The sequence below is a fragment of the Pseudoalteromonas sp. 2CM37A genome, assembly GCF_023161885.1.
Classification (GTDB): domain Bacteria; phylum Pseudomonadota; class Gammaproteobacteria; order Enterobacterales; family Alteromonadaceae; genus Pseudoalteromonas; species Pseudoalteromonas atlantica.
Window position 1 is genome coordinate 357,792 of the sequence record NZ_JALNTJ010000005.1, and the last position, 20,208, is coordinate 377,999.

General features: G+C 39.8%; 20 protein-coding genes, 1 tRNA gene and 2 pseudogenes. 9 read left to right on the top strand and 14 right to left on the bottom strand.

Features of this window, described 5'->3' with window-relative positions; all coding sequences use genetic code 11:
* Position 1 precedes the first annotated feature (1 nt).
* Together MTF68_RS14020 and MTF68_RS14025 are read left to right on the top strand one after the other, a co-directional pair.
* A complete protein-coding gene (locus tag MTF68_RS14020) occupies positions 2-367 on the top strand; it encodes a DUF4345 family protein (RefSeq protein WP_248462823.1) in 366 nt (121 codons plus the stop codon).
* A 110-nt stretch (positions 368-477) separates the two neighbouring features.
* Entirely contained in the window at positions 478-1,398 is a 921-nt protein-coding gene (locus tag MTF68_RS14025) for a LysR family transcriptional regulator (RefSeq protein WP_248462825.1), read from the top strand.
* Positions 1,399-1,422: 24 nt separating this feature from the next.
* On the opposite strand, the gene MTF68_RS14030 is transcribed toward MTF68_RS14025, so the two are convergent.
* The 3 genes from MTF68_RS14030 to MTF68_RS14040 all read right to left on the bottom strand — a co-directional run bounded on the left by MTF68_RS14030 (position 1,423) and on the right by MTF68_RS14040 (position 3,352).
* Positions 1,423-1,710, bottom strand: a complete 288-nt coding sequence (locus MTF68_RS14030) for a hypothetical protein (protein ID WP_248462827.1) — start codon at positions 1,708-1,710, stop codon at positions 1,423-1,425.
* Entirely contained in the window at positions 1,707-2,528 is an 822-nt protein-coding gene (locus MTF68_RS14035; RefSeq protein ID WP_248462828.1) for a hypothetical protein, read from the bottom strand. The genes MTF68_RS14030 and MTF68_RS14035 overlap by 4 nt, the downstream gene beginning before the upstream one ends.
* 83 nt (positions 2,529-2,611) lie before the next feature.
* On the bottom strand, positions 2,612-3,352 hold the full coding sequence (locus MTF68_RS14040; protein WP_248462829.1) for an antibiotic biosynthesis monooxygenase: 741 nt from the start codon (positions 3,350-3,352) through the stop codon (positions 2,612-2,614).
* A 203-nt stretch (positions 3,353-3,555) separates the two neighbouring features.
* On the opposite strand from MTF68_RS14040, the gene MTF68_RS14045 reads away from it, so the two are divergent.
* Genes MTF68_RS14045 through MTF68_RS14055 form a run of 3 tightly spaced genes read left to right on the top strand, consistent with a single transcriptional unit; the run spans position 3,556 to position 4,887 of the window.
* Positions 3,556-3,723 carry a hypothetical protein gene (locus tag MTF68_RS14045; protein ID WP_248462830.1) on the top strand — a complete coding sequence of 56 codons (168 nt, stop codon included), beginning with the start codon at positions 3,556-3,558 and terminating at the stop codon, positions 3,721-3,723.
* Positions 3,720-4,226, top strand: coding sequence for a sigma-70 family RNA polymerase sigma factor (locus MTF68_RS14050; RefSeq protein ID WP_248462831.1), 507 nt, complete (start codon positions 3,720-3,722; stop codon positions 4,224-4,226). The genes MTF68_RS14045 and MTF68_RS14050 overlap by 4 nt, the downstream gene beginning before the upstream one ends.
* Position 4,227: 1 nt before the next feature.
* Positions 4,228-4,887, top strand: a complete 660-nt coding sequence (locus MTF68_RS14055; RefSeq protein ID WP_248462832.1) for a hypothetical protein — start codon at positions 4,228-4,230, stop codon at positions 4,885-4,887.
* Positions 4,888-5,122: 235 nt separating this feature from the next.
* On the opposite strand, the pseudogene MTF68_RS14060 reads toward MTF68_RS14055, so the two are convergent.
* Positions 5,123-5,343, bottom strand: a pseudogene (locus MTF68_RS14060) (endonuclease III); the annotation flags it as partial.
* Between the two features lie 253 nt (positions 5,344-5,596).
* Between MTF68_RS14060 and MTF68_RS14065 the strand changes: the two are divergent.
* Both MTF68_RS14065 and MTF68_RS14070 read left to right on the top strand, forming a co-directional pair.
* Complete coding sequence (locus tag MTF68_RS14065; RefSeq protein ID WP_248462833.1) at positions 5,597-6,724, top strand: helix-turn-helix domain-containing protein; 1,128 nt, start codon at positions 5,597-5,599, stop codon at positions 6,722-6,724.
* 150 nt (positions 6,725-6,874) lie between these two features.
* Positions 6,875-7,957: a serine hydrolase domain-containing protein gene (locus MTF68_RS14070; protein WP_248462834.1), complete on the top strand. Its 1,083-nt coding sequence runs from the start codon at positions 6,875-6,877 to the stop codon at positions 7,955-7,957.
* Between the two features lie 133 nt (positions 7,958-8,090).
* Here MTF68_RS14070 and MTF68_RS14075 read toward each other — a convergent pair.
* Positions 8,091-8,336 (bottom strand): annotated as a pseudogene (locus MTF68_RS14075) (endonuclease III); the annotation flags it as partial.
* 232 nt (positions 8,337-8,568) lie between these two features.
* On the opposite strand from MTF68_RS14075, the gene MTF68_RS14080 reads away from it, so the two are divergent.
* Together MTF68_RS14080 and MTF68_RS14085 are read left to right on the top strand one after the other, a co-directional pair.
* The gene (locus tag MTF68_RS14080; RefSeq protein ID WP_248444034.1) at positions 8,569-9,597 is read left to right on the top strand and encodes a helix-turn-helix domain-containing protein; all 1,029 of its coding nucleotides are present in this window, start codon (positions 8,569-8,571) and stop codon (positions 9,595-9,597) included.
* A 102-nt stretch (positions 9,598-9,699) separates the two neighbouring features.
* Positions 9,700-10,812 (top strand): nuclear transport factor 2 family protein, encoded by a 1,113-nt coding sequence (locus MTF68_RS14085; protein WP_248462836.1) that lies wholly within the window; start codon positions 9,700-9,702, stop codon positions 10,810-10,812.
* Positions 10,813-11,071: 259 nt separating this feature from the next.
* Here MTF68_RS14085 and nth read toward each other — a convergent pair whose 3' ends face one another.
* The 9 genes from nth to MTF68_RS14130 all read right to left on the bottom strand — a co-directional run bounded on the left by nth (position 11,072) and on the right by MTF68_RS14130 (position 20,208).
* Positions 11,072-11,704, bottom strand: coding sequence for an endonuclease III (nth, locus tag MTF68_RS14090; RefSeq protein ID WP_096739366.1), 633 nt, complete (start codon positions 11,702-11,704; stop codon positions 11,072-11,074).
* Between the two features lie 44 nt (positions 11,705-11,748).
* Positions 11,749-12,447, bottom strand: a complete 699-nt coding sequence (locus MTF68_RS14095) for an electron transport complex subunit E (RefSeq protein WP_004589483.1) — start codon at positions 12,445-12,447, stop codon at positions 11,749-11,751.
* Positions 12,444-13,082, bottom strand: coding sequence for an electron transport complex subunit RsxG (rsxG, locus tag MTF68_RS14100; protein WP_004589482.1), 639 nt, complete (start codon positions 13,080-13,082; stop codon positions 12,444-12,446). The genes MTF68_RS14095 and rsxG overlap by 4 nt, the downstream gene beginning before the upstream one ends.
* Positions 13,079-14,137, bottom strand: a complete 1,059-nt coding sequence (gene rsxD, locus MTF68_RS14105) for an electron transport complex subunit RsxD (protein WP_248462838.1) — start codon at positions 14,135-14,137, stop codon at positions 13,079-13,081. Before rsxD ends, rsxG begins: the two co-directional genes overlap by 4 nt.
* Positions 14,134-16,680, bottom strand: a complete 2,547-nt coding sequence (gene rsxC / locus MTF68_RS14110) for an electron transport complex subunit RsxC (RefSeq protein WP_248462840.1) — start codon at positions 16,678-16,680, stop codon at positions 14,134-14,136. The genes rsxD and rsxC overlap by 4 nt, the downstream gene beginning before the upstream one ends.
* Positions 16,681-16,688: 8 nt before the next feature.
* The gene (rsxB, locus tag MTF68_RS14115) at positions 16,689-17,243 is read right to left on the bottom strand and encodes an electron transport complex subunit RsxB (RefSeq protein WP_004589479.1); all 555 of its coding nucleotides are present in this window, start codon (positions 17,241-17,243) and stop codon (positions 16,689-16,691) included.
* A gap of 1 nt (position 17,244) precedes the next feature.
* On the bottom strand, positions 17,245-17,826 hold the full coding sequence (gene rsxA, locus MTF68_RS14120) for an electron transport complex subunit RsxA (protein WP_004589478.1): 582 nt from the start codon (positions 17,824-17,826) through the stop codon (positions 17,245-17,247).
* 214 nt (positions 17,827-18,040) lie between these two features.
* A complete protein-coding gene (locus MTF68_RS14125; protein WP_248462842.1) occupies positions 18,041-19,984 on the bottom strand; it encodes a GGDEF domain-containing protein in 1,944 nt (647 codons plus the stop codon).
* A gap of 148 nt (positions 19,985-20,132) precedes the next feature.
* Positions 20,133-20,208 (bottom strand) — tRNA-Asn (locus MTF68_RS14130).

The window sequence follows — 20,208 nt, forward strand, 5'->3', positions numbered from 1 at the left end:
CATGGATAATATAGTCATTTTTAGGGTTGTTGGTGCGGTATTAATTATTTTTGGCATAGTGTTAGCTGCCAACCCTGAGCTGATAAGCAATAAGCCAGTTCCTAATGATATTTTTAAGGCCGTAGAGCGCAGAATTTGGTGGGGGTTATTTATTGGTTTTGGCTTATTGCTGCAATTTCATCATCAGCTTGTACCTTGGCAAGCTAGCATAGCGGCAACACTGTCATCGTTACTCGTAGGACTATTAATTGCAAGGCTTATTGGCATTATGTTAGATGGCTCGGTAGCAAAACAGTGGCTGAATGTGGGTATTGAATTAGTAATACTCGCGCCATTAATTTGGTGGTATTTAAAAGTACGCAGCTAGTATCAAGGTTGTTAATTTTAGAAACTAAAAGTAATTTTAGTTTCTGTGTTTTTTAAAGGAGCGGTAAAGTGAAACTAATCTGTCGTTTACTTTTACCTATGAACTAAATAATGATGAACCTCGATTACCTAAACTTATTTGTCAGAGTAGCTGCAACTAATAATATATCAAAAGCTGGAGCTGAACTTGGCTTGTCATCGGCTGTAGCAAGTGCTCACCTTAATAAATTAGAAGAGAGTATTGGAGTTCGGCTAATACACAGAACTACACGAAAAGTATCGCTTACTGATGAAGGGAAAGAGTTTCTGCCCCACGCGAAGGATGTGCTTGTTACTGCTGATATCGCACTAACGTCTGTAAAAAGCGAAAGAGCAAAAATAGCAGGCAAATTGAGAATAACAGCCCCTGTTTCTTTTGGTCATATTCATCTCATTCCTGCGCTAAATAAGTTTATGGATCTTTACCCTGATTTAACCGTAGAGCTTCGTCTTAGCGATACAATAGTAGATATGGTTGAAGGTGGGTTTGACATTGCTATTCGTAACGCAGAGCTTAAAGACTCTACATTAGTCGCAAGGAAGCTCGCAACTGACAACAGAATTATATGTGCATCACCAGATTACCTTAACAAGCATGGTATACCTACCAATCCCGAAGCGCTTTTACAACATAACTGTATTAATTTAATAGGCAATGAGCATTGGCATTTTAAAACGCCTAGTGGGTCAAAGACGGTTAAAACCAAAGGGAGCTTTGCCTCAGATAATGGAGAGGCGGTGCGCAATGCGGGTATTAATGGCATGGGGATAATCATGTGCTCTACTTGGATTGCCTATGAGCAATTAAAAGCAGGTCAATTAGTACAAATTCTAAGGGATTACCCGTTAGAGTCTCATGCTTCTATATGGGCGGTTTACCCGTCTTCAAAATTAGTGGCCCCAAAGGTGCGGGCATTTATCGACTTTTTTTCAGCCAGCTATGGCAGCCCGCCTTATTGGGATAAAGTATTGGAGAGTCAAAACGGTCAGTGAGCGCTGACCGTTTTGAGTGCATCATTATTTTAAAGACACTGTTGATATAGTAAACGGTGCGTCAGCTTGCGTGTTGGCCATGTTTGGTGCATCAAACACTGCATCAAAATTTGTAATATACACGGTGTTGCCTCTAACAATCGCTTCTCCAGGTCCGTCTAACTCATTATTTGTACCGTCGCTGTCTTTATTTTTTGTCAGTAAAGTTGTTTTACCATTTACATCAATACTATAAGCAGCATTGTCAAATAAGTCAGTAATATATAAAGCTTGAGAGTCTTCACTCCACTGAATACCGTCACTTGCAATCAAGCCTTCATAAATAGCGTGGTTGATTGTTTAGTGCCATTTTTACTAATGGTGGTTTTATACACCGTCCCTTCTTCCATAATACCGGTATATAAGTTACCAAGCTCATCAACAGCTAAACCATTGGCACCAAAACCTAGGCTTCCATCTGAGTAAAAGACTTCAAATAAATGTGCGTCAAAATTATCTTTTCCTTTATACGCAGCGATCTGTAATGGATTTTTTGGGTCTAATTCCTCTAAACTTACTTTGTACACACCGCTGTTGGTCGAGCTGCCTTCTTCAGTTGCAAGCACTGTATCTGAGATGAATAAGTCGTTACCGTGCCACGCTATGGCATTAGGAAAAGAAAACCCTTTAGCAACAACATCAACAGTGGTTGCTTTGCCGTTTTGTACATTAACGCGTAATAAACGCGATTCGCCACCAAACCATAATTGCATATCGACTACGTAAATGTTGCCATCTGGCCCCATAGCAATACCCATAGGCGTAACTACTCCGCTGGTTGGTTCAAGATCGCGGGGCTTAAATGTATACCATACTGATACGCGATCGTTTTCACCAATTAGGCCAATCGTTGGCGCTTGGGCATTTTGTATGACCCCTTTTTCGATAAGTGTTTGATTATGTAAATTTGGTGAAGTAAATAAAATATTGTTATTAGCATCAAGTGCAAAGCTGGCAGGAGAATTAAAATGCGCAGGTAAATTTTGTAGTGAATAAGTTTGTTGTGCAGGTGGCGTTTGCGTACAGGCAAAAAGAGCACCTGAAATAAGCAGTAAACTTACTATTTTTGTGTATTTATTTAAACTTTTCATAGTATCCCTTTAAATAGCAATGGATGTTTAAAACATGGCCGGTAATCATAATCGATATAAAAACCGGCATTTGGAGCTACTAGTTATTTAGCAAAACCACCCAATGGTTTTAGTAATAGTGGCGAAAGTGCAGCATGCATATCTCGTAACTCTTGAGGTAAGTCACCTAGATGGACCATACGTGTTGGGGTTGCTGCTTTAATCCACTGCTCGGCATGGTCGTTCCAATTTTCAATATGAGTGAAGGATGACTCTAAATCACGAAAGCGCTCATAAACCAATACGTCACCTTCATCAGATAGGTAGTATTGATAGTTTAAAGTGCCAGGCTCTGTTTTAGCTCTTTCTACTTGCGAATTCATTACCGCCTTGAATGCTTCAAGTTGGCCTTCGTTTAGTTTAGCTTCAACAATCCAACCAAAATTTTCGAAGGTTGTGCCATTGTCAGTGTTAATCATGCTTGTTTCATCTACTTCTCGAGCAAAGCCACCTAATGGTTTTAGCCATGTTGGTGATAGCGCAGCGTGACGCTCTCGTACATCATCAGGTAAATCGCCAAGATGAAGCATACGAGTTGGCTCAGCAGCGGCTATCCAGCGTTCAGCATGTGCATCCCAGTTTTCAATGTGTTCGTGTGAAGCGTGTGCATCAGCAAATCGCTCGTAAACTAAAACATCGCCATCATCAGACAAATAGTATTGGTAATTAAGCGTACCTTCTTCAGTCAATGCGCGGTTAACTTGCGAATTCATCACCGCTTTAAAGTTCTCTAATTCGCCTTCTTTAAGTTTTGCCTCAACGATCCAACCAAAATTCTTAAACATAATATTCTCCACAGTATAGGAAGATACATTTCTTCCGAATTAATCTACATTGTCTTGAGTTGACGAAAGAGAAGATAACAAAGTTAATTGATGTTGATAATGAAGGTAATTAAGAATCACTTCGTAGTTTTTGTTTATAATTTATTTTAATAATAATTGTGATTATTTTAGCGATACTGCGAATAACTAGATAAGAAGGTTATGTGAGTATCATCGTGCAGCTAAAATATGTGTACAGACTGTGTTGCATTAGCCATAACGGCGCACCTGTTGCTTTTAAAACAGATGCATTAGCACTTAAACACAATAAAACTGCGATGAGCCAACTACGTGATGAGATTAATTTAAATGATGGATTTATGCGTAAATGAACATCAATAAAAAAGCACTGTTTGCTCAAACAATGGAGCAGCATAAAGGCATTATTTATAAAATTGTTAACTCGTACTGTCAAAACCAACACGACAGGCAAGACCTAGCGCAAGAAATACTCACCACCATGTGGCTTGCTTATGATAATTATGACAAAGACTATAAGTTTTCTACGTGGATGTACCGAATAGCACTGAATGTGGCGATTTCATATTACCGCAAAGACAGTAAACGAGAAGATAAAGCCAATGAAAGTGAGCAGTGCATTGTGCACATAGCCGACCTATCAGCGCACAATGATAAAAGCGAAGAGGTTAAGCAGCTTTATGAGTTTATAGCAAAGCTCGATAAGTTAAATAAAGCCATAGTATTGCTGTATTTAGAAGGCGAACCCCATCAAAGCATAGCGACGAGTTTAGGCATAAGTAAAACCAACGTCGCTACGCGAATTGGCCGCATTAAAGAAACACTAAAAAATCAATTTGAAAAACAGGGGGCTTAAAATGAATTTAGATAACATTAAAAACACATGGCAGCAGCAAAATAGTGTTAACGAATCGGCAATTACAATAAACCAATCACTGCTGAGCGAAACAAAAGTGAATAAACAAATGAAAGAGCTTAATGCTATGAAGTGGGCACGTATTATTGAAAGCGCAGCCTTCTTTTTTATTATTTTTTTATTAGGGCAGTATATTGCAAATAACTTTAGTGTTTCAGCGCCTTCAATATCTGCGTTGATACTGAGTGTATTTTCCATTGCTGGCCTTGCAGGTAATATTGGCCAAATAGTGCATATTGCTAACATTGATTATGCAAAGCCAATTAGCCAACTTCAAAAAGACGTTTACCGCCTTTGCTCACATAAATTACAACTAACTAAGTTGTTGCTTATGTCTGCACCTTTTTATATGGCTTATGTTTTTATTGGCTTTGATGTGCTATTTGAAATTGACTTGTATGCACACCTAGATCAACACATGGTTTGGTTTTACAGCGTGTCATCGCTACTACTTTTAATAATTACAAGCTGCGTATTAGCTAAACTAAACTACACAAATATCGCAACTCCTTGGGTTAAAAGCACCACTGCATTTATTGTCGGTGAGCGTTTAGTAAATATGGCGCAATTTATAAATAATATAGACTCGAAAGACAGCTAATTAATTAGCTGTCTTACTTTCAAAATACCTAAAATAGAGTTATTCGAGGTTATTCTGTTTTTTCTTTAAACTCACACACGTCTTCAATAATACCAATCGTGTTAAGTTATTCGTCACTTATAGCGACAGATAAATAGAGCGGTTACAAGGCATAAATTTTTACATGTAGTTGTTCTACTTGAGAAGTTTATAACGCCGTAAGCGCTTTATTTAGCTCGCTAGAATGACTAAATACTTAAGTCGATTGGTATACACAGCTGCCGCATTTAGGTTTACGGGCAACGCAAGTGTAGCGCCCGTGTAGTATTAACCAGTGGTGTACGTCTACTTTAAATTCTTTAGGGACGACCTTTTCAAGCTTTGCTCAACGGCGACTACATCTGTGCCCATCGCAAATTTGGTGCGGTTTGAAACACGAAAAATATGCGTGTCTACGGCAATGGTCGGCCAGCCAAATTATAAGTAAACTAGATGGTGTGTTCATTTTAGAGCGAAATTTCTTAAATAGTATGTTTTAGTATTAACTTTATAAGGCAAATTTGATTGTTTTCTAAAGTAGCAAACTTGTTAATTAAATTGAGTGAGCGCATAACCCTGCCTATTTTTACTCTCTATTTATAGCTCTGATATTACTTAGTTTGAAACATAGCCTGGTTGTCATTTATGATGTATGGTTCACCAACTAACTAAAATAACTAAAATAACTAAAATGACCGAGAGTATTGCATTACTAGTTTTTTTCACCCACTTATTAGTTGCGGTATTTCTGCTCAATATTCATTCCGGTAATCAATTAAGTAATAGAATTTTAGCTGTGTTTTTATCCGTCACTGCATTTGATATCAGTAATTTTATTTTCACTAGTTTTTATGGTGCGCATTTAAATTTAGATATGTTTCGTGCTAACTTTTCGGTTCTGACAGCGCCAATACTTTATTTTTACGTAAAATCAATTGTTTATAGTGATTTAAAACTTAAAGCTAAAGACCTTCTGCATGCTATCCCGTTTATTACTGTATGTTTAATCTTTATCCCGCGCTTCCATCTTGGAGATGACATTGCAAAAATGGCCTTTTATAACAACCATGAACCCTTGTTTGAAGTGTTGTTTGTTCATGTAGTGCTCTACTTACAAATGTTCATTTATCTTGCATTGATTTTTAAGAAGTTAAACCGCTATAAATTGACTGTTTTAAATAACTATTCAGATATTGAAATACTCAATAAGCAGTGGCTAAACAATTTTATGATGGTTTTTTTAATTGATTTCACCATTGTTGTGGTGCGTAATATTATTAAATTTACCGAGCTACAAGGACTATTGAACTTATTAACTACTCTAATGATGGTAGTCACACTATTTTTTGTTTGTTGGATATTATGGCAAGCACTTCATAACCCTTCCATATTTCAAGGTATTAGCTCAAAGGTTAAATCATTTGAACCGAAAAAACCTCCACAGAACCCAAGTGACGTTGTTGATGTTAATGAAGCACAAAGAGTGTTATCCACAATTAAGTGCCATATGTCGCTAAATAAACCTTACCTGAATCCATCACTAAACATTGACACGTTGGCAAAGCAATTAAATATACCGGCCTTAAAAATTTCAATCGTACTCAATCACCACCTTGGGCAACACTTTTTCGATTTCATAAATAGTTATCGAGTTAATGAAGCTGCTAATATCCTTTCTTTAAAAAGCAATAAACAAAAAGCGATTTTAGAGATATTGTTAGAAGTTGGTTTTAATTCAAAATCGTCTTTTAACACTGCTTTTAAAAAGCATTTTGCAGTGACTCCATCCCAATATAGGAAAGAACGCTTAAACGATTAAATTTATCTCTTCTAGCGCAACCCTTTAAATATAAGACGTTCGACTTTTATAGTCGGTCGAAATCAATCTTGAACCTTACTAATATCCCTATTATCAAATCAAAACTGCTTTGATAAAAAACATTAATGCGAATCAAATAATAGGTGTTTTATGTATAAAAAAATTACGTTAGCTTTCATTTTATTTCTTACTTTTTTTGGGCAGGTGCAAGCTAAAAATAGCGATATAATCTCCAATAAAGACATTTCAAACATTATAACAATGCACGCTAATCAACTCTTGCAGGACTCTCGTTTTGTTTCTACATCTATAGGGGTCGTTACGGAAACGGATTCAGTTATTTTACATTTTGGTGAACTCACAAGGCATAAAAAAAACACCCCGACAGATAACACAATTTATGAAATAGGGTCTGTAAGTAAAACCATGACAGGGTTGATTACCGCTTATGCTGTGAAAGATGGAAAGCTATCTTTGAACGATAACATCAATAAGTATATTAATAATAAACTAGACAAATTAAGTACTGAAAAAAATCCTGTGACCGTTCGACAGCTTTTGACTCATAGTTCAGGATTACCAAGAGGTTATGTAGATTTAGGTTTAAGGGCTGAAACATTATCCAAAACATCGTTTTTAAAGGCATTAAATAATGTAAACCCTTCAGAAAACAAAGGTAAATACCATTACTCAAGCGCGGGAATAGAGCTTTTATCATATATCTTAGAAACTGTTTACCAAATGCCATTTGATAATTTATTACAGCAAGTATTGTCAACAGAAGCTAATATGAAAGATACGAAAGTGAACCTTGCTCAAGAACAGCTTAAGGACGTTGCATATGGTTATAATGAGATAGGGGAGGTAGCAAAAGCCCATCTTACTCCTGAAATACTATGGGGGGGCAGTGGTTATATAAAAACTACTATGTCAGATATTGTAAAATATATGAAGTTGCAACTAAAAGAAGAAAATAAAGCCATTAAAGAATCACATAGAAGGCTGTTTCATGTAGGTGGTACTGATCATATCGCTTATTCATGGATTGCTGCAGAGGATGAAAACTTAGGATGTTATTACATTCACCATGGTGGATTGGAAGGCACACAAAATTGGATGATTATTTTTCCAGATCGTAATATCGCTGTATCGATTGTGACCAACAGTAGTTTTCCTGAGGCAGCTGGGCTGATGAGAAAAACTGGAATGGCTATTATAAAAAATTTGAAATAGTTATTTAATCAACTGGCATTTCTAAATGGTTAAAGCGCAACTTTTAGAACTAAATAGTCCACCTTACTGTGCAGTTTGAAGTTTTGATTCTATGTCAAAACTTCACATGTGAATTTCACGAACAGCAGAAGAACTATTCAGTCTTGTCTTTAAACTCACACAAGTCTTCAATAATACAGCTGCCGCATTTAGGCTTGCGTGCTACGCAGGTGTAGCGTCCGTGTAGTATTAACCAGTGGTGTACGTCTACTTTAAATTCTTTAGGGACAACCTTTTCAAGCTTTTGTTCTACAGCGACTACATCTTTACCCATAGCAAATTTGGTGCGGTTTGAAACACGAAAAATATGCGTGTCTACGGCAATTGTCGGCCAGCCGAAATATAAGGATGGTAGATATTGGGAGTTCATAGAGTGGTTTCTGTTTTTTGTCATTAGAGGAGATTGACTACTGAATTTAAAAAAGGCAGCTTTAAGTCTAAGCCGTTCGTAGCACTGTTAAAAGCAGGTAGGTAAATATTAAAATCAATTTGCAAAAGGTTATGAATATAGACATCCCTCTTTATGCAACGTAGACTACTTTCAATATAGCCACTAATAAACATACCGTGAAATGAATAGTCAGTTACTTTTTTTCTTCAGTGCGTTAGGTGCCTTTAATGGACTGTTGTTGACTGCCTATTTACTTTTTTCTAATCCCGCGTCAATTCAACGCCGTTTACTAGCGTTGCTCATGTTAGTTATTAGCTTACGCATTTCTAAATCAATTTGGTTTTACTTTGATCCAACGCTAGGCAAGCAGTTTTTGCAACTGGGGTTGTCTGCATGCTTTTTGATTGGTCCACTGCTTTATTTTTATGTCGTCAGTCAAACCGCTAATATAGAAAAGCTTAGGTTTAATTGGAAGTTACATCTTGCTTTACTTATTAGTTTGATCTTTGGTGTTGGCGTTTTGTATCCTTATCAGTCTAATGTTGAACTATGGGGATCGTTATATAGAGTAATCAATATAACTTGGGGCTTATATATGATGGCTGCGGCTATTCAATTATTTCCCAAACTATTTGTTTTAGCTGGCGACAACACTCGATTGTCAAAAGAAGAACTGTTATGTATCAACGTATTTGCCGGCACGATTTTTATTTGGCTGGCATATTTTACAGCGTCTTATACTTCTTATATCGCTGGAGCTTTGTCTTTTTCAGTTATTTTGTATGTTTCGCTCTCACTTTGGTATATATCTAATAAAGGGGGAAAACCTTCAGAGCAGACTTATGCTAATAAAAAAATTGCACATGAATTAGCAAGTCAGCTGATAACACGTTTAAATGAGCTAATGATTAATGAACAGCTTTACAAAAATGCCAATTTAACCTTACCTATATTAGCGAAAAAACTGCAATTATCTGTGCCTCAGTTATCGCAATTGTTAAACGATAACTTGAATAAATCTTTTGCCCTGTATGTTAATGAGCTTCGTATCGAAGAAGCGAAAAGGCTGTTGGTTGAAAACTCATACATGACGATTGAGTTAATTTCAGAAGCTTGCGGTTACAACTCTCAATCTACTTTTTATTCATCATTTAAACAATTTGAAAATATAACACCTGCACAATACCGAAAGCAGTTTAAAGCCTTATAACCTCTTCGGAATTATAATTTCGTACTACGGAATTATTCTACGCTAATGTTTTCTCTGGTTTTTTCCTTAATCTAATAAACAGTTACTTTACGGAGAAAAACAATGAAATATTCACTCTTACTTTTGATCACCTTATTGAGTTTTGATTTGACAGCAAAACTTCAAATAGATAATGAGGCTCAAATCACACAGACATTACAAAACTATATTACAGGGACATCGTACAATGAACCTGACTTAATCAAGCGGGCTTTTGCAAAAGAGGCTCGATTATTACTCAGTAAAAAAGGCCAAGAAATATGGCCTGTTAGCCCAAATAAATATGCTTCATGGTTTAAAGATAAGAGACAATTTAATGGCAGAATAGGAGAGATACTATCCATTGATTTCGAAGGTGACATTGCTACCGCTAAGGTTGAAATTTTGATACCCGAAAAATCTATACGTTATGTTGACTTATTCCTATTAAAAAAAATATCGGGTAATTGGAAGGTGGTAAGTAAGGCTGCGACAAGTGAAACGTCTGAACAGAGTGGTAAAAGAATACTTTTTATTGTTTCCAATGCTCATTTTCACGGCGATTCAAAATTACCAACGGGTGTTAGTTTCTCAGAAATTGTTAAAGCGTACGACACTTTTAAAAAGGCTGGTTACACTGTCGATTTTGTTAGCCCAGAGGGTGGAGCTATTCCACTCGCCTATATAAATACATCAGAGGAAATACATAAGCAATATCTATACGAACCTGATTTTATGTATGCGATCAAAAATACTAAGCAGCCAAGTCAGATTGACCCAGCTAATTACCTAGCCGTTCACTATGTTGGTGGAGGCAATGCGATGTATGGGGTTGCTGATAATGTTGCCATACAAAAAATCGCCATGACTATTTATGAAGAGCAACAAGGGATCGTATCGTCTGTTTGCCATGGAACCGCAGGGATTGTTAACTTAAAAACGAAAGAGGGTAAATACCTAGTGGCAGGCAAGCGGATATCAGGCTATCCTGATTCTTATGAAAATCAGTCACGCGCTTACTTCAAAGAGTTTCCATTCTTAATTCAAAAAACCATTGAAAGCAGAGGAGGTCAATTTTTCTATTCAGCCAGAAATACACCACATGTTGAAGTCGACGGGCGCATAGTCACAGGACAAAATCACCTATCCTCATCACTTGTCGCTCAGAAAATGGTTGAGATTTTACAACAGAATTAAATTATTTGGTGTGTTAGTTCTTTATAGGTGTTTAAAACCGAAAATGAAAGCGAACACACGATGAACATTGTGTATCTCGAAATGCTACTTAAAATAAAGCGTACTAAAAGTCTATTGTAGTGCCCTAGTGATACTGAATACATTATTAGAGAATTTAGCTGATTTTATCAACCAAAAAACTGATGTCAGCTAATGCCTATTTGAAGTCATTAGTAATTGCTGATGATAATGACTGCTTCTTGCCCAAAGCGCATTAAAGCTATTCCGTCTTATCCTTAAACTCGCACAAGTCTTCAATAATACAGCTGCCACATTTAGGTTTACGTGCTACGCAGGTGTAGCGTCCGTGTAGTATTAACCAGTGGTGTACGTCTACTTTAAATTCTTTAGGGACAACCTTTTCAAGCTTTTGTTCTACAGCGACTACATCTTTGCCCATAGCAAATTTGGTGCGGTTTGAAACACGAAAAATATGCGTGTCTACGGCAATGGTCGGCCAGCCGAAGGCTGTGTTGAGCACTACATTTGCGGTTTTTCGGCCAACACCGGGTAGGGCTTCGAGGGCTTCGCGGTTCTCGGGAACAATGCCGTTATGTTGGTCAACCAATATTTGGCACATTTTGTACACGTTTGCGGCTTTTGAATTAAATAAGCCAATGGTTTTTATATAATCGCGAAGCGCATCGTGGCCAATATCTAATATGGCTTGTGGTGTATTAGCAACCGGAAATAATTTACGTGTCGCTTTATTCACACCAACATCGGTGGCTTGTGCAGAGAGCGTAACAGCTACTAGTAGCTCAAATGGGCTTGAGTATTCAAGCTCGGTTTCTGGGTGCGGGTTTTGTTCGCGCAAGCGCGAGAGTATTTGGTGACGTTTTTCTTTATTCATGCAACTTAAAACGCATTAGCTAATAGCGTTAATGCGTTTTCCCCTTAAGTTAAGCTAGTAACACGTGCGCGAGGGCCTTTTTCGGCTTCTGGCGGCGTTACTTGTTTTGATTTTATTTGTGCGTCAATAACATTTTTTGCTGCTATTAGCAGCCCAAGCCCTAAAAAGGCGCCGGGTGGTAAAATAGCGAGTAAAAACTGGCTATCGAAACTAAATATTTCCAAGCGTAGGCTTTGTGCCCATGGCCCTAGAAGCAAATCGGCTCCATCAAATAATGTACCTTGGCCTATCAGTTCGCGCATTGCACCTAGTACTAACAGTACGGCCATAAAACCTAAGCCCATCATTAGGCCGTCGAATGCGGACAGGTGGACAGGGTTTTTAGAGGCATATGCCTCTGCACGGCCAATAATGGCGCAGTTAGTTACTATTAGTGGAATAAATATGCCTAATGATTGATACAAGCCAAAGGTGTACGCATTCATAAGTAGCTGAACTATGGTCACAAAGCCTGCAATAATCATTACAAATACCGGAATACGAATGTCTTTAGGCACCCAATTACGCACAACTGAAACAGTAATATTAGAGCCTACTAAAACTAATAAAGTGGCTAACCCTAGGCCGAGCGCGTTGGTTACAGTTGATGTAACAGCTAAAAGCGGGCATAAACCGAGTAGCTGCACTAGCGCGGGGTTATTAGCCCATACGCCTTCTTTGTATAAGGTTTTTAACTCACTCATTGTGTTACCTCTTGGCAAGCATTAGGCTGTTTAAAAATGGCGTCAAAGTTAGTTTTTGCAAATAATACGGCATTTTTTACCGAGCCTACCACGGCGCGAGGGGTAATTGTTGCGCCGGTAAATTGGTCAAACTGGCCACCATCCTTTTTTACCGCCCAACGGGCATCGTCTTCACTTTGAACCGTTAAATCGTTAAATGTAGTGATCCACAGCGACTTTTTAACTTCTACTTTATCGCCTAAGCCGGGCGTCTCTTCGTGCTTAGTAGTGCGAACGCCGGCAATAGTGCCATCAGCAAGTACGGCGGTTAATAAGTTAATATCGCCACTGTAACCACTAGGTGTTATGTGTCTTATTACAAGTGCAACAGGTTGCTGATTTTTATAAGCGCGGTAAATAACTTGCTCGGGGTAAGGACCCAGTTGTTCATCGCTCATAATTACGCAATTTGTATTGAGCTGATTATCGTAGCTGCTTGGGTTTAATACCTCTTGTAATTGTGAGGTTAGTTGCAAGCGTTCTTGCTCGGCAATCTTATCGGCGGTAAAGGCATCAATTGAGGCAACTAAGCCTGTTGTTATCAGTGCAAAGGCGGTTAATATCGCGCCATTTTTAGCCATTGATGAAATAATCATTTTACTGCTCCGTGGCCATAAGTGCGTGGTTGGGTGTAGTAATCAATCAGCGGTACAGCAATATTAATTAATAATACACTAAAGGCTACCGCATCAGGGAAGCCACCAAAGGTGCGAATTAAATACACCAACAAGCCAATTAACGCGCCATAAATTAAGCGCCCTTTATTGGTAGTTGCAGCCGAAACAGGATCGGTGGCGATAAAAAATGCGCCCATCATGGTTGCGCCACTTAATAGGTGAAATACCATACCCGGCTCGGTACCCGGCGCGGCAATATAGCCAATGGCACTGCACAGCGCTAGTGAGCCTATAAAGCTTACTGGAATATGCCAGTTTATAATGTTAGCTTTTAAAAGGTATAAACCACCGGCTAAAAAGCCTAGGTTAACCCATAGCCAACCAAGCCCAGCCCATTGAGAAAAAATCGGTTTTTGCATACTTTCGCTAACGGTTAGACCATGTGCTACATCGGTTTTAACTGTATCAAGCGGGGTGGCCATGGTGAGGCCATCAACGCCGGCACGGACTTGATCGACACTAAAGCCCAGAGCGGTAAAATCGGTAAATATAAGGCGTAATTGGTCAATAAAGCCAATTGGGGCGTTAAGTAAATCGGTAACGGGTAACCAAGCGGTCATTTGCACCGGAAACGAGACTAAAAGTAGTACGTATGCGGCCATTGCTGGGTTAAATAAGTTAAAGCCAAGCCCACCATAAAGTTGCTTTACAATCACAATGGCAAATAAACAGCCAATAATAATGACCCACCAAGGCGCCAGCGGCGGAATACTCAGTGCTAACAGCACACCAGTAAGCCAAGCACTACCATCACTCAATGCAGGCCAAACAGGGCGTTTACGCATTAACATAATGGCTGCTTCAAATACGCTTACAGCAACAAGTGCCAGTACTAACTGAATAAGTACGCCAGTCCCAAAAAATACCATTTGCGCTATTAGCCCAGGAATACACGCAGCAATTACGGTTAGCATTAATCGCGTTAACGACTTATGGCTATGGTTGTGCGGCGAACTGGCCATGGTTAATTTCATGACTGATCATTTCCTTCTTTTTGTAACTTTTTAGCTTTGGCGCGCGCTATTGCGGCGGCCACGGCGGCTTTTTTCTTCTCTGCTGCAGTTTGCTCAGAGGCCGTTTGCTCAGAGTCTGAACCGCTGCTGGTTTGTGGCTCATTGCTTTGTTCAGGTGTGCTGTGTTCACTTGCTTCTGGTTGCTCTGCTTCTTTAGCGGCTTTTTTTGCTTTAGCGCGGGCAATAGCAGCAGCTACGGCCGCTTTTTTGTCATCAGCAGGAGAGCGTGTTTGTGAGTTTTCAGGCTCAACTTCACCTGTTTGCTCAGCAGCACTTGCTTCATCTGATTGCTGGGCTTGCGCAGCCGCTTTAGCGGCTTTTTTAGCTTTAGCACGCGCGATAGCAGCAGCTACCGCTGCTTTTTTATCATCTGCGGGCGCGGGGGCTTCATCGCTTTGTGGCTCTGCTTCTTGCTCAGCTTGCGCCGCTTTTTTAGCTTTAGCACGCGCAATAGCAGCAGCTACTGCTGCTTTTTTGTCATCAGCTGGGGCGGGCGCTTCATCGCTTTGTGGCTCTGCACTTTGCTCAGCTTTCGCCGCTTTTTTAGCTTTAGCACGAGCAATAGCAGCAGCTACCGCTGCTTTTTTATCATCAGCTGGGGCGGTTGCTTCATCGTTTTGTGGCTCAGCGCTTTGCTCAGCTTGCGCCGCTTTTTTCGCTTTAGCGCGAGCAATAGCAGCAGCTACCGCTGCTTTTTTATCATCAGCGGGGGCTTCATCGCTTTGTGGATCAGCGCTTTGCTCAGCTTGCGCCGCTTTTTTCGCTTTGGCGCGGGCAATAGCAGCAGCTACGGCTGACTTTTTATCATCAGGTGCTGGTGATGACTCGCCCTCGGCAGCTTTTTGTTCTTTATATTTACGTGCTTTTTCTTTACGAAGTGCACGCTCTTTAGCTACTTCACTGTTGTCTGGCTCTAGCTCTTCACCTTGCTGTTTTTTTGCTTTGGCGCGGGCAATTGCAGCGGCTACAGCAGATTTTTCATCGCCATCCGATGATTTGCTCTTAACGCGGGCAAGGGCATCCGCTACTTTTTGTTTTTCATCTGATGTTTTTGCCGTTGGTTTACGTTTATGGCGGTTTTGACGTTCTTGTTGCTCGCGCTCTAGGCGCTCTTTACGGGCGTCAAAACGCTCTTTTGCTCTATCGGCTTTAATTTTTTCGGCTTGCTGCTCTTTTATTTCTACTTTTGCTACGCGGTAATACTGCACCAATGGAATTTCGCTTGGGCATACATACGCACACGCGCCACATTCAATACAATCAAATAAGTTGTGCTCTTGTAATTTGTCGTATTCTTTTGATTTTGCAAACCATTGTAATTGCTGTGGTAATAACGAAGCAGGGCAGGCATCTGCACAGGCACTACAACGTATACAGGCTTTTTCAGGCCCAGGCTCTGCGAGCTCTTTATGATCGGGGGCTAAAATACAGTTGGTGGTTTTAATTACCCCAATACGCACAGTCGGTAAGGTAAAGCCCATCATCGGCCCGCCCATAACAACGCGCTGCTGGGGTACGGGTGAAAAACCTTGGCAATCAAGCAGGTGCTTAACTTCGGTGCCTAATAATGCCCATACATTACCTGCATTATGAATGGTGTTACCTGTTACTGTAACAACGCGCTCTATAAGCGGTTTACCTTCGTACACCGCTTGTTGCACAGCAAACAAAGTTCCTGTGTTGTGCACTAAAATACCAATATCGGCAGGAATACCGCCACTGGGTACTTCACGGTTTGTAAGTAATTTAATTAATTGTTTTTCGCCACCCGATGGATAAACAGTAGGCACCGTTTGAATAACAATATTGGCGTTGTGCTCTGCGGCACTTTTCATAGCCGCTATGGCTTCGGGCTTATTATCTTCAATGCCAACAATACACAGTGTCGGGTTTAAAATTTGTTGCATTAGCTCAATGCCTTGCACTACTTGCTTGGCATGTTCACGCATTAACACATCGTCGGCTGTTATGTATGGTTCGCACTCAACAGCATTAACAATTAAAAACTCAATAGGTTGTTTTATATCGGCTTTTACATAAGTAGGAAAGCCTGCTCCACCCATACCACTTATACCTGCTTGATGAATTATATCGACTAATTCATCGTGGCTAAGCTCACTTGGGTTAGGTGTTGGGGTTAGTTCGCACCATTGATCTTTGCCATCAGGCTCAATAATAATACTTAGCTCAGGTAAAGCCGATGGATGCGCCGAAGGCATAGAGGTAATATCTGTTATGGTGCCAGAGCTGGGCGCATGTACAGGCACAGACCAATTTGCAACGGGCACGGTAAGTGCTTGGCCTTTTAATACCTGTTGGCCTTTTTCTACAATTAATTTACCGTTAGCACCAATGTGCTGTTTAATTGGTACAACTAACTTATCAGGTAGAGGAAGCCTAGCAATACGCGCACTGTTAGAGAGTGTTTTTTGTTGTGGTGGATGCACGCCGCCCGGGAATGCCCAAACAGTGCCTTTTTTAATTTGTTCAAGTAACTTTTCCACTCAAACCTCTAATCTATTTGCGTGACAGGAATAGCATCAAGTTGCCATTTCCAGTTTTGTTTTGTTTCGGCTACAGGCAGCATATCAATGCAATCTACAGGGCAGGGCTCTACACATAAATCGCAGCCAGTACATTCTTCTATTAGTACAGTGTGCATTTGGCGTGTAGCACCAACAATGGCATCCACAGGGCATGCCTGAATACACTTAGTACAGCCTATGCACTCGTCTTCGCGAATATAGGCCACTGTTTTTATCGGCTCTGCTTGTTCGCCACCGGCAAGCGGTTTAGGCTCTACGCCCATTAAATCGGCTAGCTTTTTAACCGTTGCTTCACCACCAGGTGGGCATTTATTAATTTCATCCCCGTTGGCAATTGCCTCAGCGTAGGGGCGACAGCCCGGATAGCCACACTGGCCACACTGGGTTTGCGGTAAAATGGTATCTATTTGCTCAACAATTGGGTCGCCTTCTACACGAAAGCGAATAGCTGCAAAGCCTAAAATAAGTCCAAAAACAAGCGCTAGCGAGCCAAGCGCTATCAAGGCATACATTAAGGTCATATTAAAACTTCACTAATCCGGTAAATCCCATAAACGCCATCGACATTAAGCCGGCGGTGATCATGGCTATTGAGGCGCCTTTAAACGGGGTAGGAACATCTGCAGCAGCAAGGCGTTCGCGCAGCGCTGCAAATAATACAAGTACTAATGAAAAGCCAACGGCTGCGCCAAAACCATACACGGCCGATTGTAAAAATGTGTGATCTTCTTTTATGTTAAGAAGCGCAACACCTAATACCGCACAGTTAGTAGTGATCAGCGGTAAAAATATACCCAGTAAACGGTATAAAGTCGGGCTAGTTTTACGCACAACCATTTCGGTAAATTGCACCACAACGGCAATCACTAAAATAAAGCTCATGGTGCGTAAAAATTCGATATCTAGCGGCGCTAAAATATATTGATTAACTAAATAGCTTGTAACAGAGGCAAGAGTAAGCACAAACGTGGTTGCTAAAGACATACCAATAGCGGTATCAAGCTTGCCTGATACACCCATAAATGGACATAAGCCTAAAAATTGTACTAATACAAAGTTATTAACTAGAACGGTTCCAATCAATAACAAGACATATTCTGTCATGTGTGCCTCGCGCTATTAAAATCCTTTGTATTATCCTTTTTTCTGCCCCGATAAACAACATATGCGAGTCGTTATCAGTTAAATAAACACAGTAAAATAATTAAGCGATCACAAAGCTGTAAAATTTATGTGATTTTAAAGTAAGCGAAAAATTAAACAGTTAAACGCAAAAAAGAGCACATGTGCTCTTTTTTACTTTAATTAAGGAGAGGTGCTAAATATCTTTAGGTTTTTCTATGTAATAACCTTGTACGCCGTCTAGGCAAAGCGTTTCTACTATGTGTTTTTCTTCTTGGCTTTCAACGCCCTCAGCAAACACACTCACACCAATGCGGTGGGCTAAATCAACCATTAGGCGCATAAAGTATTGATTGTTTTTATCATCTTCTAGGCCGCGGGTGTAACTTGCATCCATTTTAATAAAGTCTGGTTTTAAATCACGGAAAAACTTAAACGACGTTAGTCCAACACCAAAGCGTTCAACCGTTACGCGGGCACCTACGCGATGCACCATATCAATAAAGCGTTTACTGGCTTTAATATTTTGCTGTAGGCCAAACTCACTTACTTCAAATACTAATTTAGAGGCTATATGCGTATCTTTTAATAAGCGGCGCTCTAACCAAATAACAAATTGATCGTTATGTGCACTTGAGGCGGTCACATTCAGGCCAAAAAACTTTTCAGAGAGGTTACGGCTTTTAATTTTTTCAAGTGATGAGTCAATAATTAAGCGGTCAATTTCTATGGCCATATCGAGTTTTTCAGCCATGGCTAAAAACGAGGCCGTAGGAAGCACTTGGTTATCTTCGGTTTTAAAGCGCACTTGTATCTCTGCATACGCCTTAATGCTTTTACCCAGCGGCATAATATTTTGCATTACTAAGTGAACACGTTTTGATTCAATTACTTCGTTAATCACTTTACGCCAGTTTTGGTTACCAAACCCAGCACTTACATTATTAACTAAATCGGTTTCGCGCTGCACATGCCATGCATTTACTTGCTTAGATTGCGCCATGCTCATTGCGTTATCGACAACCGATAATAGCTCACCCAGCGGTTTGCCTTTTTCGTAGCCCACAATACCTGTGTTAGCCACAGAGCTGAGCTCTTGATTTTGTTGATATTGAGTAAAGCGCGATTGCAGGTTTTCACCAAAACGCTCTGCTTCTTTAAGTGGGGTATTAGGAAGTACAACGGCAAAGTCTGAGCTATTTAGCCTAAATACTTGGCTGCCGGTGTAAGTGCCGCTTATATGCTTAATTATATCCGCCACACCTTTAACGTAGTCATCACCTTTTTGGTAGCCACGGCTTTGATTTATAGTTTGCAGCTCACTACAGCGTACAAGCGCTAACGAACCAAACGTACTGCGCTCACTGTTTTCGATGTGTTTTTCGTAATATTCAACAAACATATTACGGTTACCTAATTCGGTAATTACATCTTTATAGGCTTCTTGCTTGATACTTAGGGCAGCGTTTTGAATATCATCATTTTTATTTTTTAAAAAATGCGAAAGGCGATTAAAGCTCGGGATTAAATCTTTACCTAGCTTTTTCATTTTACTTGCATCAAGTGCGGTGTCTAAGTCGTCACCAATTTGATTTTGGTTAATATAAATGTCTATTACATCGGCAACGGTCATGCTGATATTTTTATTTAAGCTATGAAATATAGACTTCATTAATATGATAGGAATAATCACTAAAAAAGCAGAAATAAATATAACTATAAATAACGAGGTTTGTAGCTGCTGCGCTAAACGTTCAATGTTGAGGGTAAATTCTACTTTTATATCTGCAGCGTCGTTAACGGCAAACTGTGGGCGAACCGAATTAAAGCTAGATTGAATAAATTCAGCAAACATGGGTAGCTGGGTAGGGGAGTTAACTGAAAATACCTCAGCCCCTTGGTAATCTCTTAGTATAAAGTTTGAAAATGTTTTACCATCGCCAATCGCTTTTTTTATACTTTCAGGCGAAAGCTCATCACTTGTTAAGCTGTTAATGTAACGTGTTACACTGGTTTGCGCTGAAGTTTGTGCTTCACTTACTGCATTATTAAAGCTTACAGATATGAAGTAGCTTCCAGCCGCAACACATACAAGCCAAGACAGGATTTGTATAAAAATAAGTTTTTTAAAGCCAGCCATGTTATCAATCTTTTAATAGTTCAAAAGGAAAGGAATCAGGTCCTTGATCATTCAACTAATAGCAACACATTATAATAGATATTATGTTTTAGTTATAAAGCAGAAGAGTAGTGGAAAATTACTGAAATGTCTATGAAATTCTTATGATTGGCTCCCCCTCCCCGACTCGAACGGGGGACCTGCGGATTAACAGTCCGTCGCTCTAACCAACTGAGCTAAGGGGG